The following is a 15263-nucleotide window of genomic DNA, read 5'->3' as shown; positions in this document are numbered from 1 at the left end:
CCTCTGTGTTTCTGTTCTTGCTATTAGTTGTCTAATCTTCTTCATCGGGATGAGAGCTAAGAGAATTTTTATGAGGAAATAAAGTTTTCATCATCCTATTTACATGATCTTGTCCGTAGATTGGAGTTTTTGTGGTTTCAGGTGCTTCTTCTTGTAGTTTAGTTTTAGCCTGCTCAATTTTATTTTGAGTTTCTTCTTCATTTTGAGTTTTTTCTTGGTCTGGTGATGAAGAAGTATTTGTTAATTCTTGATTAACAAGGGCATTAGAATTATCATTTTCAGGTTCAGTTTTTTTGAAAAATTGATAATTACTGTTTAGTCCTTGATTATTAACTGGATAATTAAAAGTACTTTTCTGAGCAATATTTTCTTCATCCAATTCATAACTACTGCCTAATTCCTGATTATTATCTGGATAATTAAAAGTACTTTTCTGAGCAATATTTTCTTCACTCAATTCAGAACTACTGCCTAATTCCTGATTATTATCTGGATAATTAAAAGTACTCTTTTGAGAGATTTCTTCCTCACTCAATTCAGAACTACTGCCTAATTCCTGATTATTAACTGGATAATTAAAAGTACTCTTTTGAGAGATTTCTTCCTCACTCAATTCAGAACTACTGCTTAATTCCTGATTATTAACTGGAAGATTAACTGGATAATTAAAAGTACTCTTCTGAGAGAGATTTTCTTCATTCAATTCAGAATTACTGCCTAATTCTTGATGATTATCTGGATCATTAAAAGTACTCTTTTGAGAGATTTCTTCCTCACTCAATTCAGAACTGCTTCCTAATTCCCGGTCTACTGAAAAATCATCATTGCTGTTAGTAGTAGTTGTTATTTGTGGTGTTAAAACTGTTTGAGATAGAGCTGTAGTAGAATTTCCTAAGATTTGTCGTCCAGACTCTCCTATAATAGAAGTCGGTGGTACAACTTGATTTGGTTCAACATCATGTTCTATAATTGTTGTCACTGAACCAATACAGGCATTAGCCCCTATCTTACTCTTACCAACGACTAACACTCCTGCACCAATGGTGACTCCTGACTCGACTTCAATATTGCCCTGGTAAGCATGGAGAATAACCCCCATACCAATACAAACTCCTGTAGCAATAACTATCTGACAATCAGCAGCAGCTTGGAGAATGACGCCAGATGCGATCGCCACATTCGGCTCAATTTTTACATCACCACTAACAAAAGGCTCAGTATTTTCAATTGGTTGTAGTGGTGTAAACTGCATAAATACTGCTCCATAAAACTCCTTTCAAATATCCGACTGAAAGCCATTTCAGTTATCAGTTATCAGTTATCAGTTATCAGTTATCAGTTATGAAAATAATATGGGTCGCACAACCCCGCCTTTTAGGGCGCAATATTTTTGGAGCCTTGCTCAAATCCCCGTTACAAAAATAACTTCTGACTTCTGACTTCTGACTTCTGACTTCGTTAACAGTACCTCATGCAATAGGGAGGCAAGAAAATACTGAAATTGACTTTCTCTTGGTCTCATGGATATGGCGAGGTTTCCTCGCCATCCCTAGACCGCTTTTCATCCTCTGAAAAGGCGAGGATATTGACCTTACTTTTTGGTCTAAAGTTCAAAAAAGTTGTTACTTTTGACTTTTTGGTTTTTTCTTTACTTCGCTTTACCGTTAGGTTGCTGAATAATCATTTCTAAAACACGGCGTTTAGCTTGAGGATCGATACCAATTAAGCGGACATATTCTCCCTCGTGTTGAGCTAGAGTTTCCTCAATAGCTGGGAAAACATCAGCATCACGTTTGCCATTAATTTGAGTATCAGTTTTCCAAGAACTGGTCTTGAAACGGCGTTGGTCTGCATACTCTGTACCTATTTTGTAGCCACTCGCAATCAAAGAGCGAACCTGTTCTACAACCTCTTGAGTTAGCTTCTGGGTACTAGCAGTAGCTGTAACACTACTATATGGTTGATAACTATTACCTACTCCATTAGAAGTTGTAGCTTGAGCGGTAGGAACTACTTGGCGTTTGCCATTTGGCTCCTGAATTAATACTTCTAACACCCGACGTTTGGCTGCGGTATCAACACCAATTAAACGTACATATTCCCCGCTATACTGTGTCAAAGCTGCTTCTAATTCCTCTATTGCTTGTGCAGTAGTCTGTGCCGAAATGGGAGCACTCTGCCAAGAGCTAGTCTTAAAGCGACGTGCATTAGCGTGTTCTATGCCGATGCGATGTCCTTGATTAAATAGTGAACCTACTTGAGCTAAAACTTCCTGACTTAATCCTGTATTGACTGCACTACCTTGACTCGACAAACTGGTTTGAGCAGTATTATAAATAGGAGGCTTACTATTGCCTGCTCCATTAGATGTAACTCCTTGGCGTTTGCCATTTGGTTCCTGAATTAATACTTCCAACACCCGACGTTTGGCAGCAGGATCGACACCAATTAAGCGTACATATTCCCCACTATACTGTGCCAAAGCTGCTTCTAATTCATCTATTGCTTGTGCAGTAGTCTGTGCGGATATGGGAGCGCTCTGCCAAGAGCTAGTCTTAAAGCGACGTGCATTAGCGTGTTCTATGCCGATGCGATGTCCTTGATTAAATAGTGAACCTACTTGAGTTAAAACTTCCTGACTTAATCCTGTATTGACCACACTACCTTGGCTATTTGCAGGAGTTTTAGCAGTGAAAGAGGCAACAGCAGATTGTTTAATTGGGCGATCGCCTGGTTGTTGAACTAATGTTTCTACAACACGACGCCTAGCTACAGGGTCAACGCCTATCAAACGTACATATTCACCGCTATGTTCTGCCAAAAACTGTTCTATAGCTGGCAATACTTGTGAGGCACTGGTTTCTGAAATAGTTGGACCATTTTGCCAAGAGCTAGTTTTAAAGCGACGTTCATTGGCATACTCAGTGCTAATTTTGTATCCTTGAGATAGCAAAGAGTTTACTTGGTCTGCAATTTCTGGAGTTAATCCTGTGGTATTTGTTGTAGCAGACTGACCTCCAAAAGCAGCGGGAACACTATAGTTACCAGTAGTCGATTTTTGAGCAATTTTTTTACCATCAGGCCGTTGAATCATAATTGGAGAAATTCGGCGTTTGGCTTTGGGGTCAATACCAAACAGACGTACATACTCTCCAGCGTGTTCTTCGACACAAGCTTCTAGAGCTGCTACTACTTCTGAGGAATTTTTACTTTGAATTGGAGAACAAGTTTTCCAGGAACCAGTTCTGAAGCGACGAGCATCAGCGTGTTCTGTGCCAATATCATATCCTTGGGATACTAGCTGTCTTACTTGAGCAACTACTTCTGGGCTTAGGGAGCCAGTTGCTACAGAAGATTTGTAACTGTAACCGTTACCGTTACCGTAATTACTATTCATTTCAGTTTTAATAGGTGTAATACAGGAGACATTGTCTGCACAGAGATAACCTTGTCGTAAAGATTCGTTAATTCCCACCACATGATGGCTAAATTCCAGATCTGCTGGTTGTACGTCTGGCAAACGGTCTGCTTGCTGTTGATTTGTAATAATTGCTCCTGAAGGTACATACTTACCAGGAGCAATTTCTACGTCTTGGATGAGAGCATGAAGCATCACGATGCAGCCTTCACCAATACGGGCATTAAATACTGTAGAGCGAAAGCCGATAAAAGACTCATCCCCGATATAGCACGGGCCGTGAATTAGAGCTTTGTGAGTGATAGAAACATCTTTACCTATCCATACAGAATAGTGTTGGTTGTCGTCTCCTACTACTCTTCCTTGTTCTAGGCCGTGGATCACTACTCCATCTTGGATATTGGTTCCTGCACCGATAAAGAAGGGAGTTCCTTCATCAGCACGAATTGATGTACCGGGAGCTACTAATACATGGGAACCGACACTAACATCTCCAATTATGTTAGAACAGTAGTGAACGTAAGCTGTCTTATCAATCTTGGGCTTCGCCAAGTCTTGTGACCAGGGGGTCGGTGGAGCCGCTTCCTTGCGGTGTGGCATATTTTTTTTTCTCCTTAAGCTAAATGTTGGGTGTTGGTATATTTAAGTAAATGTCTTGCAGTTCAAGATTTCAACATCCAACTGTTAAGTTTTAGACAGCATTTTCCTAGACATTTATCGACAACTGTGGACAAAATGTAACGGAAAACGTCTAAATACAGAAGCTCTGCCCGAATTTAGCAACCTACGAGCAACAGTTGGTGTGCAAGGTTGTAATGGTTTTTTGTTTGTATCTATGACAAAAACGTAATTAGTATTAGACATTGTGGTGTCTAGTCCTTTTCAGTAAAGTGTTCCTCGATCATGTTGGCCAGGCTTGTTCATGCTTCTGACACTATCGGTACAAAACCCACTTCCGATTATCGCTATTAAACGATTTCCTTAATCAGGAGCGACTATGAGTATGTTGGAGTTCGCATACGGTAGTCGTGACCTGCCAACGTAGTCAGTACTGACTCGATCTGCAACCTTTGAGAGACAATCTTAGAAATGTCCTTTCTTTGGCTAGGTTTTTCAAAGGTGTTTAACGATATTGGTCTTTTTTACCGTAGATCATGCTATTGTCCACTGTGACTGTGTCAATAATTGCAACTACTCTGGCATCTATAGGCAGTTGTTCGCTACGAGGTATTTCACGAGCTGCTCCGCCGCGACTAACCAGCACCCATTCATCTATTCCGGCTCCGACATTATCGGCAGCTACTTCATATTTAGGCAGTGGATGGCCTTCTTCGTCTATAAATTGCAGCAGAAGTAGCTTTGTTCCTTGTAAACTAGGCTCTTTTTGGGTGCTAACAACAGTGCCACGAACTTTGGCAATTTGCATGATCTCTAATTTAATTACATGATTTCAGATATTAGATTTTAGATTGAAACTTCAAAAGTTGTTTTTCACTCTCAGTTTGATTATGTGCTAGAATTTATTCACTAATATTTCCTGCTTCTACCCAGAAGTTCCAAATTTTTCTAGTCTGTAGGAAGTCATGGTCATGCTTGACTGCCATAACATACCTTTCAGCTTTCAGTCAATATTGACTAATAATCACTGAAGGGTTTGATATATTAATAGCTGCATCCTTAAGATATTTATCACATCTGAAAAATTGCAGCTTTCAGCGATCAGACTAAAAACAGAAACTATTTTACAATTCTACAGTCAGGATTGAGGATTTAATAAACTCCAGAAGTTCACTAATGGAATTATATCTGTTGAAGGTATACTCCATTTAACTCTTGTAGATAATAAAATCCTCATTCCCAGGAATACAGCTTTTCAAAGTAGGAAACTAATCTACTACTGTTTTTCTCTAGGAAACACTTTCTAGGTAAATTATCTTTTTCAGTTCAATCTCAAAACCTGCTATCCACAATCAAGTTATGTTCTGTTTACTGGACGAATAGAAGATGTGCTGTCACGAAATTGTTCTACTTCTTCTGTATAACGAATAGGTAAAACATACTCTAGGTTTTCATGGGGACGAGCGATGATATGGGTAGACATTGTTTGGCCTCCATTCACCCGCTTGACGTTATCAACTCCTGCTGCTACTGAAGCTTGTACTTCAGATACATCTCCGCGAATGATTACAGTTACCCGACCACTACCAATTTTTTCATAGCCAACAAGGGTGACTCGTGCAGCTTTCACCATTGCATCTGCTGCTTCTACGACTGCTGGAAAGCCTAGGGTTTCTACCATCCCGACGGCAATTGACATTATTCTTACTCCGTGATATTCTTTGACTTTACTTGTATATGTATTGACTTTTCCTAGCTATAGTTATTTGGAATAATAATTGCTTTTCCAAATAATACCTTAAGTTGGGGAGCGATTAATTCCTAAATTTACTAGAATTTTAGATGATAATTTTTGCAGGCTTTCCCTGGAATGGGCAATCTCTTGATAATGATTGCCCTAAAATCTTAGGGTAAAGTTGGTGTTTTTTTCTCACAGAACCTAAAGCACGATCTTAAAGCTTGTGAAACTCAAGCATTTTTAGTTACAGATGTATATGTTTTGATCTGCAAAATTACTTAGCTCTAAGACTTTAATCATTATTTTTACTTTTATCTGCAAAAAAAATTTTTTATCTACACAGTTCTAGTCAAAATATTTGTAGTAATTCTCCCTGCCTCAAATGAGTCTTTCTCACTAATAAGTTCGGAACTGATCGACTTCCTCAGTATATCGAATTGGCAATACATATTCTAAGTTTTCGTGGGGACGAGCAATGATATGAGTTGATACTACCTCTCCACCGTTAACTCGTTTGGCTGATTCTATACCTGCAGCAACAGAAGCTTGTACTTCCGATACATCTCCTCGGACAATTACTGTTACACGAGCACTACCAATTTTTTCGTAACCTACCAGAGTAACTCTAGCCGCTTTAACCATCGCATCAGCAGCTTCTACTACTGCTGGAAATCCTCTAGTTTCAATCATTCCTACCGCAATTGGCATTTTTTTTTCTCCTATTGACCAATAGTTAACTTAAGCATTGAGGCCAGTGTTGTCTCCAGATAGTTTTCAAGGGAATTCCCATTATTATGATTAAATCTATCAAATGCTATAATTTTAGCATAGAGAAACATGGCATCGTTGACAATAGCAACTATCATCATAATTCATAATTGCAGCTATATAGAAAAATAAATTTCCTAAGATTGAAATCTTTGGACTTAATTATGAATTCAGCGATCCTCAACCTCCACAGACCAATCCTAAATTTTTTTTTATTACTTTTGAAACCAACCTCCGTAAGCAGAAAAAAATCAGTATATATACTCACTAATAAGTAGAACCTATGTTAATAATATATATTTATTTTTAACAGTAAAGGTAAATAAATAATAAATGATAGAATTTCTGACTGAAAACTGTTGGTGGATACCTTTTTATGGCTTAGTTGGAGCAATTTTGACTATACCCTGGTCAACAGGGATGATCCAACGCACGGGACCACGGCCAGCAGCTTATTTTAATATCTTGATGACTTTAGTGGCCTTTATTCATGGCTCCATTGTTTATCAAGCTGTCTGGAGCCAAGAACCACGAGAAATCATATTCAACTGGCTACAAACGGCAGACCTCAACTTATCTTTTGCCTTTAATATCTCATCTGTAACCGTTGGAGCAATGGATGTTGTGACGGGTTTCAGTCTATTAGCCCAACTTTATGCCTTGGGATATTTAGAAAAGGATTGGGCATTAGCCAGATTTTTTGGACTAATGGGATTTTTTGAGGCAGCAATGAGTGGCTTAACAATTAGCGACTCTTTGTTCATTTCCTATGCTTTGCTGGAAATGCTGACTCTTTCTACTTATTTGTTAGTAGGTTTCTGGTATGCTCAACCCCTGGTCGTTACAGCAGCTAGAGATGCTTTTTTAACGAAGCGGGTGGGAGATGTTTTACTACTTATGGGAGTAGTTGCTATATCAGCTTTGGCTGGAAGTATGAATTTTAGCGATTTATATGAATGGGCTGAAAGAGTAGAACTTTCTCCTATTACAGGTAATTTGTTAGGATTGGCTTTGATTGCGGGGCCAATAGGTAAATGCGCTCAATTTCCTCTGCATCTATGGTTGGATGAGGCCATGGAAGGGCCAAATCCAGCTTCGATTTTGCGGAACACTGTGGTAGTTGCCATTGGAGCTTATGTACTGATCCAAATGCAGCCGATTTTAATTATTGCGCCTATAGCTCTAGATGTATTAGTGGCGATCGGAACTGTAACGGCGATCGGAGCTTCTCTAGTTGCTCTGGCTCAAATTGACCTGAAGCGTGCTTTGTCTCATTCTACTAGCGCTTACCTGGGTTTAGTGTTTATTTCTGTTGGTACACAATGGACTGGTTTTGGCTTGCTATTACTGTTGGCTCATTGCATTGCTAAAGCACTATTATTTATGAGTGCTGGGGGTGTAATATTAACTACTAATAGCCAAGACCTTACAGAGATGGGGGGGTTGTGGTCTCGAATGCCAGTTACTACAAGTTCTTTTTTAGTAGGCACTGCTGGTTTAATAGGGTTATTACCTTTAGGGGGTTTCTGGGCGCTACGACAAGGTTTGGATGTGTTTTGGATTATCGATCCTTGGGTAGTACCTGTTTTGCTATTTGTTAATTTCTTGACTGCTTTAAACTTAACCCGTGTTTACCGTTTGGTGTTCTTAGGTGAATCTCAGCCGAAAACGAAACGCGCACCAGAAGTTCCCTGGCCGATGGCTGTGCCTATGGTATCTTTAATTATCATTACTTTACTGACACCGATAATGATGCAACGGTTATCACTATTACCTGACTGGGGTTATATTAATTTAGCGGTTGTCATTTTGTTAGTTGCGTCTGGTTTGATTGGTGTTATTTTTGGTAGCATGATGGAGTTAGGTAGAAGTTGGTCTCGACCAATATATGCTCCTTTGCGTTTTGTTCAAGATTTGCTTGCTTATGATTTCTATATTGATCGCTTCTACAATGTAACTGTGGTATTTGCAGTTACCCAAATTTCCAGGTTAAATGCTTGGGTTGACCGTTATATTGTTGATGGAGTTGTTAATTTAGTTGGCTTGGCAACGATTTTTAGTGGGGAGGGTTTGAAGTATGGGGTGTCTGGTAAAGGTCAATCTTATGTGCTTACTATTTTGATAGGGGTTGGTGTATTGGGGGTTTTGGCGCTGTGGTTGATTGATTTTAGTTTTTGAAGTAAGGAAGAAGGAAGAAGGAAGAAGGAAGAAGGCAGAAGGCAGAAGGGTTATAGCTGAATTTGAAAACGTTTTGGTATTAGTGCTTTTACTCAAGTTCTTATCCATAAATATTCAAACATTTCTTCCTGTTCCTTATTCCCTATTTTCTGGAGATATCTATTATTAGGACTTATGCAGTAGAACGTATTTCCGTCCGAAGCGACCGACAGGGAAACAATCTCAAATACTACTTTTTTGTATCTCGTGCGTAGGTCCTATTATATTAAACCTAAGTTTTGAGTCTTTATAAAGGTTTTCACAAAGGTAAACTACAAAACTTGTGCCCTCTGCTTTTACAGCGGTTTTCAAATTGATTAACCATATCTTCACACATCAAACCTTGTAGGTATGTTCCATGGAACGTCCCTACTGTGGTCTACCCAAATGGAAACCGCTATAAGCCAAAATATCTGTATTTTACAGCGTATTCCACTTTGATGAGTTACACCTACGCGAGCAAGATGCTCGCACTGATAGGATTTAATTATTAATATCTGTACTTCATATACTTGGAATTTGCTGTATGTTAATTAGGGTTTGCTGATTAAATCTAAAATAATTACCATATAAAGGTTTTAGTCTTTTTAGGTATTGAAAAAGTACATGGTTTTCAGCTCTTCATTCTCAAAAAGTTAGCACTTTTAGCGCATAGTTGGGCAAAAAAATTCTCCCCTACTCCCCCGCTCCCCTACTCCTTAAAAAAGACTTTTTCAGCAAACCCTAATTAAAACTTTCTACTCCCTATTTTTTGGAGATATCTTATGAATAACTTTTCCCCTCAAACTGAAAAACTTAACTTCTGGACTAAATTAGCTTATGGTGCTGGCGATCTAGGTCCAGCAATGTGTGTTAATATCCAGGTATTTTTCTTATTATTTTTCTTTACTAATGTTGCTGGTTTACCTGCTGGTATTGCGGGTAGTATTTTGATGATTGGTAAAATTTCTGATGCTATTAATGACCCGATAATTGGAGTGATGAGCGATCGCACTGTTCATCCTTGGGGTAGACGTTATCCTTGGATGGTTTTTGGTGCTATTCCTTTTGGGATTTTATTTTTTTTGCAGTGGATAGTTCCTAGTACGAATCAGTCTTTTTTATTTTGGTACTATGTGATAATTGCTATTTTATTTAATATTGCTTATACAGTTGTTAATCTTCCCTATGCTGCTCTAACTCCAGAGTTAACACAAAATTACCATGAACGAACAAGTTTAAATAGTTTCAGATTTGCTTTTTCTATTGGTGGTAGTATTTTTTCTTTGGTTCTTGCTCAATTAATTTTTTCTCTTTTCCCAGATAATCCTATTCAACAATATATAGTTTTGGGTATTGTCTGTGCAGTAATTTCTGTTTTACCTATTTATTGGTGTTTTTTTGGAACTCGTAAACGGACGCTTTCTGCTAGTAAAAAACAGGAGGAAGATAATAATACTAATTTACCTATTGTTGAACAAATTCGGGTAGCTTTTAATAACGGTCCGTTTTTATTTGTGATTGGTATTTATCTGTGTTCTTGGTTGGGGGTGCAACTAACGGCTTCGATTTTGCCTTATTTTGTAATTAATTGGATGGGGTTACCAGAAGCGACTTTTCCTCAAGTGGCGATCGCTGTTCAAGGTACTTCTTTAACTATGTTATTTGTTTGGAGTTTTGTTAGTAAAAAACTGGGGAAGAAAGCTGTTTATTTTATGGGTGTTTGTTTGTGGATAATTGCTCAGGGTGGGTTATTTTTTATTCAACCTGAACAAGTTAGTTTATTGTATTTATTGGCAATAATGGCTGGTTTTGGAGTATCAACTGCTTATTTAGTTCCTTGGTCTATGATTCCTGATGTTATTGATTTGGATGAGTTAAATACTGGGCAAAGAAGGGAGGGAATTTTTTATTCTTTTATGGTTTTTTTGCAGAAGGTAGGGTTAGCTATTGGATTGTTTTTGGTAGGGGTAGCTTTGGATGTTGCTGGGTTTATTGAAAGTGTTCCTGGGGAGACTCCACCTATTCAACCGGAGTCTGCACTTTTGGCAATTCGGGTGGCAATTGGTCCGTTGCCTACTGTGTTTTTAATTGTTGGATTATTGTTGGCTTATTTATATCCTATTACACGGGAAGTACATGATGAAATTTTGTTGAAATTGAGAGAAAGAAAAGAATAAAAAGGTGTTAGGTGTTAGGTAGTGGGTAGTGGGTTTTAGGTTTTAGGTGGAAAGTCTAATAGACATCTCCAGAAAAAAGGGAATAGAAAATAGGGGAAAATAATTGATGATTTATGCCTATAATTGATTTTATTTTTAATTGTTGGAGATGTCTAATAGGCATCTGGTGAAAAATCAATAAACCTTTTAATTATAGCAAGTTTTGGGAAGAAAGATTCACCATAAAAAAACATTTTTTGTGTCTTTTTTGTCAACATATATTACCGAAAAATTGTGGGATAAAACCTAATTAATAAATGTTTGCTACAAATAGCTAGGATATTTATTATGAGTCAGGATTCAGGAGTCAGAATAAATGGCTTAATATCATGTCCGGTAGCATGGTTATTGTATAGCTAAGGCAAGGAAGAAGGAAGAAGGAAGAAGGAGGAAGGAAGAAGGAAGAGGGAGGAGGCAGGAAGGCTAAAGTTAAGAGCAAGAAAAAACTTAAATTTCCTATATATATTCATATATTCATGCTTGGGTTTACACAAACGATACAAACGGACATGATATAAATACCATTTTTTAGGTCTTCATTAATGGATAATGAATAATGGATAATGTATAATTACCTCTGGTTAAAACCGTTACGGAATTGAATATAAGGAAATATCCTAGCACTTTTTTTCCCTTAAAAGGGGAGGCTTTCAACCAGAATTATTAATTATTCGGTAAATCATCCTTTTTGTCAAATGACATATCCTGTAAAATATTTTTATTCCTCTTACTATTCGTAAAATTTTTTTTAAAATTGGTCTAAAGCTTCCCTTTTTAAAGGGATAAAAAAAATAGACTATTCCTGATGTCAAGCCTCCTTATTGCAGAGGTACTGATAACTGATAACTGAAATTGCCTGTTGCCTACTCCCGCAAAAAATCTATATCTTTTTCGGAGAAGTCTGATGCTAAAACAAATAACTTTAGAAAATTGGAAAAGTTTCCGTTATGCGGAATTATATATTGACCCTTTAACAGTTTTAATTGGTACTAATGCTAGTGGAAAATCTAATGTTGTTGATGCTTTGGATTTTTTGAATAGTATTATGCAAGGTACTTCAGTAGAAGCAGTATTAACAGGCGATCGCTTTACTTCAGGTATTAGAGGTGGGGTTGAATGGGCAGTTAGAAAACCTGACACAAAATTTAGTTTTCAAGTGTTAGTAGATGGGAAGGATGAAGCGGGTGATTATCTTTATAAAATTACTATAGAAACTCAACCTAATATACAGGTAATAGATGAATCTTTAACATTAATTGATAGTCAAAAACTCTCAGATAGTAATTCATTTCAGCAACTTTCTTTTATCTCCTTCAATCTTGGAAAAAATGGTCAAATATACTTGAATATTTCAAAAAAAGAGAAAGAATATATTGAAAAACTTTATCCCACTTCTAATCCTTGGTTGGGTCGTTCTAAAACACAGACTCCTTTCTATGAATTTGATAATGTTAATCAAATGATGCTTGCCGAAAGTATAGTACCAAATATCCTCAAAAATATTTTTATTTTCAATCCTATACCTTCTCAAATACGGAATTATTCACCTCTATCAAAAAGTTAGAAAGAGATGGTTCTAATATTGCCGGAGTTTTAGCAGCATTACCAGAAAAACAGAAAACGGAAGTAGAAGAATATTTATTAAAATACCTGGCAAAATTACCAGAAGGAGATATGCGAAAAGTTTGGGCTGAAACTGTAGGAAGACTAGGCAGCGATGCCATGCTTTACTGTGAAGAAATCTGGCATCCTAATCAACAACCAATGATAGTTGATGCTCGTGGAATGTCTGATGGAACTTTGCGATTTTTGGCAATTTTAACAGCTATGTTAACTCAGCCAGAAAAAAGTTTAATTGTTATAGAAGAAGTAGATAATGGTTTGCATCCTTCTCGTGCTGGATTACTATTACAAATGTTAAGAGAAATTGGCGAGCAACGCCAAATTGATGTTTTAGTTACAACCCATAATTCTGCTTTATTAGATGAACTAATTCCAAAATTTATTCCTTTTGTGATGGTGACTTATCGAGATAAACAAACTGGAGAAAGTCAGTTAATTCCTTTAGAGGATATTGAAGATTTACCGAAGTTAATGGCATCAGGAACTTTAGGGAAAATTGCTAGTAAGGGTTTGATTGAGAAGAGTCTCAAAGCAGATTAGAAAGTATGAAAAAAGTGCTAATTATTGGTACTTCAATTCTCTGTGTTTATTTGGGTGTGCCAGGAAAGGAAACTTGTGGTTCTGAAGATAATAAATGGGATAAGATTAAAGTCTATGAAATCTTGGAAAAAGAGGAGAAAGCAAAGACTATTTTTGTTTTACCTTTAGCCACAATTATTTAAACAGGTAATCATATTGCTCAAGCAAATAGTAAGCGTTATGAAATAGCTAAAGAATTAGGAAATTTGATGAAACTAACTGCAGATAATCAAACTCCTTGGGCAGCATTTACAGAGCAGTCAAAGTTATGGGATGCAGAAAATTTGAAGGATTTAGCTGATGAATTTCCGAATTTTGCTAGTCAAGGACTTGCATTAGGAGATGCTACAATTAAACGGATTTTTGACTATTATGTTGAGTTAGGATTTGAAGTGGAAATTTTGACTGGGGATAAAGTTTTAAAATCTTATGAACCTCCAAAACCTGAACTTACTCCTCGACGCAGAAAATATAAAAAATAAAGCAGCAATATTTACATTTTTTGTAGATTAATGAGATTTTATTTTTAGCAATAAGCACTATAAAATCATCGTCGATCTAATATTATGTTCGGTTAAATATTTATAATAAAAAACTGGAACTTTGTAGGTTGGGTTGAGGAAGGAAACCCAACAATAATATTGTATTTGTTGGGTTACGCGTTGGCGGAGCCTAGCGGCAGCTATATCGCTTAACCCAAACTACTGTATTATAACTGGAACTTTGTAGGTTGGATTGAGTAAGGAAACCAAATAATCATATTGTATTTGTTGGGTTGCTGAATCAAAGAATGAATCTTTTTTGAAATAGATAAATCTCATATTTAATACTTTTAACTTGTTTTTTCTCCAAGCTTACAATTCATCCCAAAAATATGTAACTCTATCATATTGTATGTTTTGGGTTGCGCTACTGCTTAATCCAACCTACTGTATTATAATAGTTGAAAAAGTTGGTTTAAAGATTCAGGAGTAAAGATGAATGCCAGCTAAAGACTTCTATCACGATATAGTAAAAAATGCCTTGATTAAGGATGGATGGACGATTACCGAAAAATTGTGGTTTAAAGCCTCCCCTTTTAAGGGGATAATAAAGAAAAATTTTCATCTCTTTGTCAATCCTCTTCTTTTCAAGGAGAGGTAATTATTAATTATTAATTATTAATTATTCATTGTTGAATAACGACCCCTATATTTTGAGTATTGGAAAAAGAGATTTGTTTTTTGATTTGGGAGCTGACAAATTACTTTCTGCTGAAAAGGGTTTGAAAAAAATTGCTGTGGAGATTAAAAGTTTTACCAGTTTATCGCGAGTAAATGACTTAGAAAAAGCATTAGGTCAATATATTTTATACTACGATATTATAAAAGATATTGAACCGGAGCGGTTACTATATTTAGCAATTACATAAAGTATTTTCGAGGAGTTTTTTACTGAGCCTATTGGTCAAATATTATTAAAAAATCAACGGCTGAGTTTAATAACTTTTGATGCTAAACAGGAGGTTATTTATCAATGGATACCATAAATAATTATCATCAAATCATTACTGAAATTTTGGGAGAATATGCTAATTTACCTTATGCTTACGGCAACTGAGAACGAAAGTTTATTGTTGGTGAAGACCACAAAAACTATTTATTATTAACAGTAGGATATTTAAAAGGAAAAAGAGTTCATGGTTGTGTGGTTCACTGGGAAATTATTAATGAGAAAATCTGGATTCACGAAGATGGATTAGAAGATGGAATTGCGTTAGATTTAGTTATGGCAGGTATTCCTAAAAATAAAATTGTATTAGGTTTTCATCCGCCAGAAGTGCGACCTTTGACAGAATTTGCAGTGAATTAATGGTAGAAGGAAGAAGGAAGAAGGGGTTAATTTTGAAAAAAAGGGCAAAACGATAGAAATAACTATCTAAAATTAACTGGAACCGCTATTTTTCAGCATTCTTTTTTCGCTCTTGGTACAACAGGCAATGAAGACATAAATCTTTGAAGACTTTTACTGAAGCAATGGATGTTTTTCGTACAGTTATTTATTTCTATTTTTTTTGATTGGTTGATTAACAATACTAACGTATTTGCCTCTGAATAAAGAGAGT

Annotated in this window: 17 protein-coding genes; 10 read left to right on the top strand and 7 right to left on the bottom strand. The window is 36.6% G+C overall.

What is annotated here, in order from left to right; all coding sequences use genetic code 11:
- Nucleotides 1-31: 31 nt before the first annotated feature.
- From F6K15_RS14400 to F6K15_RS14365, 7 genes are all read right to left on the bottom strand, one after another.
- Nucleotides 32-1252, bottom strand: coding sequence for a hypothetical protein (locus tag F6K15_RS14400; RefSeq protein ID WP_293061772.1), 1221 nt, complete (start codon nt 1250-1252; stop codon nt 32-34).
- 396 nt (nt 1253-1648) lie between these two features.
- The gene (locus F6K15_RS14390) at nt 1649-4018 is read right to left on the bottom strand and encodes a ribulose bisphosphate carboxylase small subunit (protein ID WP_363267962.1); all 2370 of its coding nucleotides are present in this window, start codon (nt 4016-4018) and stop codon (nt 1649-1651) included.
- Nucleotides 4019-4132: 114 nt separating this feature from the next.
- Complete coding sequence (locus F6K15_RS14385; RefSeq protein WP_375341066.1) at nt 4133-4282, bottom strand: RRXRR domain-containing protein; 150 nt, start codon at nt 4280-4282, stop codon at nt 4133-4135.
- A 259-nt stretch (nt 4283-4541) separates the two neighbouring features.
- Nucleotides 4542-4844 (bottom strand): EutN/CcmL family microcompartment protein, encoded by a 303-nt coding sequence (locus tag F6K15_RS14380; RefSeq protein ID WP_293061770.1) that lies wholly within the window; start codon nt 4842-4844, stop codon nt 4542-4544.
- Between the two features lie 549 nt (nt 4845-5393).
- On the bottom strand, nt 5394-5735 hold the full coding sequence (locus F6K15_RS14375; protein ID WP_293061769.1) for a carbon dioxide-concentrating mechanism protein CcmK: 342 nt from the start codon (nt 5733-5735) through the stop codon (nt 5394-5396).
- A gap of 435 nt (nt 5736-6170) precedes the next feature.
- Nucleotides 6171-6482: a carbon dioxide-concentrating mechanism protein CcmK gene (locus F6K15_RS14370; protein WP_124146612.1), complete on the bottom strand. Its 312-nt coding sequence runs from the start codon at nt 6480-6482 to the stop codon at nt 6171-6173.
- Nucleotides 6483-6493: 11 nt separating this feature from the next.
- Nucleotides 6494-6643: a hypothetical protein gene (locus tag F6K15_RS14365; protein ID WP_293061765.1), complete on the bottom strand. Its 150-nt coding sequence runs from the start codon at nt 6641-6643 to the stop codon at nt 6494-6496.
- A 232-nt stretch (nt 6644-6875) separates the two neighbouring features.
- Between F6K15_RS14365 and F6K15_RS14360 the strand changes: the two genes are divergently transcribed.
- The 10 genes from F6K15_RS14360 (at nt 6876) to F6K15_RS14315 (ending at nt 15010) form a co-directional block, all read left to right on the top strand.
- Nucleotides 6876-8720, top strand: a complete 1845-nt coding sequence (locus F6K15_RS14360) for an NAD(P)H-quinone oxidoreductase subunit F (protein WP_293061763.1) — start codon at nt 6876-6878, stop codon at nt 8718-8720.
- Nucleotides 8704-8889: a hypothetical protein gene (locus tag F6K15_RS14355; RefSeq protein ID WP_293061761.1), complete on the top strand. Its 186-nt coding sequence runs from the start codon at nt 8704-8706 to the stop codon at nt 8887-8889. The genes F6K15_RS14360 and F6K15_RS14355 overlap by 17 nt, the downstream gene beginning before the upstream one ends.
- 634 nt (nt 8890-9523) lie before the next feature.
- The gene (locus tag F6K15_RS14350; RefSeq protein ID WP_293061759.1) at nt 9524-10918 is read left to right on the top strand and encodes an MFS transporter; all 1395 of its coding nucleotides are present in this window, start codon (nt 9524-9526) and stop codon (nt 10916-10918) included.
- Nucleotides 10919-11861: 943 nt separating this feature from the next.
- A complete protein-coding gene (locus tag F6K15_RS14345; protein ID WP_293061757.1) occupies nt 11862-12521 on the top strand; it encodes an AAA family ATPase in 660 nt (219 codons plus the stop codon).
- 110 nt (nt 12522-12631) lie between these two features.
- On the top strand, nt 12632-13120 hold the full coding sequence (locus F6K15_RS14340; protein WP_293061756.1) for an AAA family ATPase: 489 nt from the start codon (nt 12632-12634) through the stop codon (nt 13118-13120).
- Between the two features lie 5 nt (nt 13121-13125).
- Nucleotides 13126-13302, top strand: coding sequence for a hypothetical protein (locus tag F6K15_RS14335; protein ID WP_293061755.1), 177 nt, complete (start codon nt 13126-13128; stop codon nt 13300-13302).
- Between the two features lie 66 nt (nt 13303-13368).
- Nucleotides 13369-13641, top strand: coding sequence for a hypothetical protein (locus F6K15_RS14330; RefSeq protein WP_293061753.1), 273 nt, complete (start codon nt 13369-13371; stop codon nt 13639-13641).
- Between the two features lie 499 nt (nt 13642-14140).
- On the top strand, nt 14141-14302 hold the full coding sequence (locus F6K15_RS14325; RefSeq protein WP_293061752.1) for an element excision factor XisH family protein: 162 nt from the start codon (nt 14141-14143) through the stop codon (nt 14300-14302).
- Nucleotides 14303-14330: 28 nt separating this feature from the next.
- Nucleotides 14331-14570 (top strand): element excision factor XisH family protein, encoded by a 240-nt coding sequence (locus F6K15_RS14320; protein WP_293061750.1) that lies wholly within the window; start codon nt 14331-14333, stop codon nt 14568-14570.
- Between the two features lie 200 nt (nt 14571-14770).
- Nucleotides 14771-15010 (top strand): XisI protein, encoded by a 240-nt coding sequence (locus F6K15_RS14315; RefSeq protein WP_293061838.1) that lies wholly within the window; start codon nt 14771-14773, stop codon nt 15008-15010.
- The last annotated feature ends 253 nt before the right edge of the window (nt 15011-15263 follow it).

This window comes from Okeania sp. SIO2B3 (assembly GCF_010672525.1).
In the GTDB taxonomy this organism is placed as follows: domain Bacteria; phylum Cyanobacteriota; class Cyanobacteriia; order Cyanobacteriales; family Microcoleaceae; genus Okeania.
This window is presented reverse-complemented; position numbering and strand designations above follow the sequence as displayed.

Coding starts and splice junctions, on each gene's coding strand:
- F6K15_RS14400 (WP_293061772.1), bottom strand. CDS start 1,252: ATGCAGTTTACACCACTACAACCAATTGAAAATACTGAGCCTTTTGTT.
- F6K15_RS14390 (WP_363267962.1), bottom strand. CDS start 4,018: ATGCCACACCGCAAGGAAGCGGCTCCACCGACCCCCTGGTCACAAGAC.
- F6K15_RS14385 (WP_375341066.1), bottom strand. CDS start 4,282: ATGTCTAATACTAATTACGTTTTTGTCATAGATACAAACAAAAAACCA.
- F6K15_RS14380 (WP_293061770.1), bottom strand. CDS start 4,844: ATGCAAATTGCCAAAGTTCGTGGCACTGTTGTTAGCACCCAAAAAGAG.
- F6K15_RS14375 (WP_293061769.1), bottom strand. CDS start 5,735: ATGTCAATTGCCGTCGGGATGGTAGAAACCCTAGGCTTTCCAGCAGTC.
- F6K15_RS14370 (WP_124146612.1), bottom strand. CDS start 6,482: ATGCCAATTGCGGTAGGAATGATTGAAACTAGAGGATTTCCAGCAGTA.
- F6K15_RS14365 (WP_293061765.1), bottom strand. CDS start 6,643: ATGATGATAGTTGCTATTGTCAACGATGCCATGTTTCTCTATGCTAAA.
- F6K15_RS14360 (WP_293061763.1), top strand. CDS start 6,876: ATGATAGAATTTCTGACTGAAAACTGTTGGTGGATACCTTTTTATGGC.
- F6K15_RS14350 (WP_293061759.1), top strand. CDS start 9,524: ATGAATAACTTTTCCCCTCAAACTGAAAAACTTAACTTCTGGACTAAA.
- F6K15_RS14345 (WP_293061757.1), top strand. CDS start 11,862: ATGCTAAAACAAATAACTTTAGAAAATTGGAAAAGTTTCCGTTATGCG.
- F6K15_RS14340 (WP_293061756.1), top strand. CDS start 12,632: ATGCGAAAAGTTTGGGCTGAAACTGTAGGAAGACTAGGCAGCGATGCC.
- F6K15_RS14335 (WP_293061755.1), top strand. CDS start 13,126: ATGAAAAAAGTGCTAATTATTGGTACTTCAATTCTCTGTGTTTATTTG.
- F6K15_RS14330 (WP_293061753.1), top strand. CDS start 13,369: ATGAAACTAACTGCAGATAATCAAACTCCTTGGGCAGCATTTACAGAG.
- F6K15_RS14325 (WP_293061752.1), top strand. CDS start 14,141: ATGCCAGCTAAAGACTTCTATCACGATATAGTAAAAAATGCCTTGATT.